General features: G+C 53.8%; 2 protein-coding genes. Both read right to left on the bottom strand.

The features are described 5' to 3' along the window. Positions 1-40: 40 nt before the first annotated feature. Positions 41-163, bottom strand: a complete 123-nt coding sequence (locus C8024_RS22615) for a hypothetical protein (RefSeq protein WP_302051642.1) — start codon at positions 161-163, stop codon at positions 41-43. 32 nt (positions 164-195) lie between these two features. Next, positions 196-301 (bottom strand): transcription antitermination factor NusB (locus C8024_RS14965; RefSeq protein WP_302051643.1); only part of this gene is annotated, 106 nt, incomplete at its 5' end.

Genomic DNA, 301 nt, shown 5'->3' with positions numbered 1-301 from the left:
TGTACTCGATGATGCTCGATCTAGCTGTACATCGTTCGTGCTAGACCGTTACGTAGTTGTACATCGATCGTGCATCGCTCTTCAATATCTCGAAAAGAAAGGGCCCGTCCGCCTCGATCATGTCGCGGAAGGCCGGATCCAGCCGGTCTAGAAAGTAGGACATATTCTCCCCCGTGGCAGCCGGGGGGATCTAGGTCAGCCCCGAACCTGCTTCGCGATGCTATCCAGAAGCCCGTTCACAAAACCGGCGTCCTTTTTGTTGAAGAAGGCATGGGCCACGTCCAGATATTCGTCAATTACC

Source organism: Sphingopyxis sp. BSNA05 (genome assembly GCF_013265645.1).
Lineage (GTDB): Bacteria > Pseudomonadota > Alphaproteobacteria > Sphingomonadales > Sphingomonadaceae > Parasphingorhabdus.
The sequence above is the reverse complement of the archived record's forward strand: the minus strand, read 5'-3'. Positions and strand labels throughout refer to the sequence as shown.

What these genes read in the sequence shown, in the direction of transcription:
- C8024_RS22615 (WP_302051642.1), bottom strand. Translation starts at nt 163, where the DNA reads ATGTCCTACTTTCTAGACCGGCTGGATCCGGCCTTCCGCGACATGATC.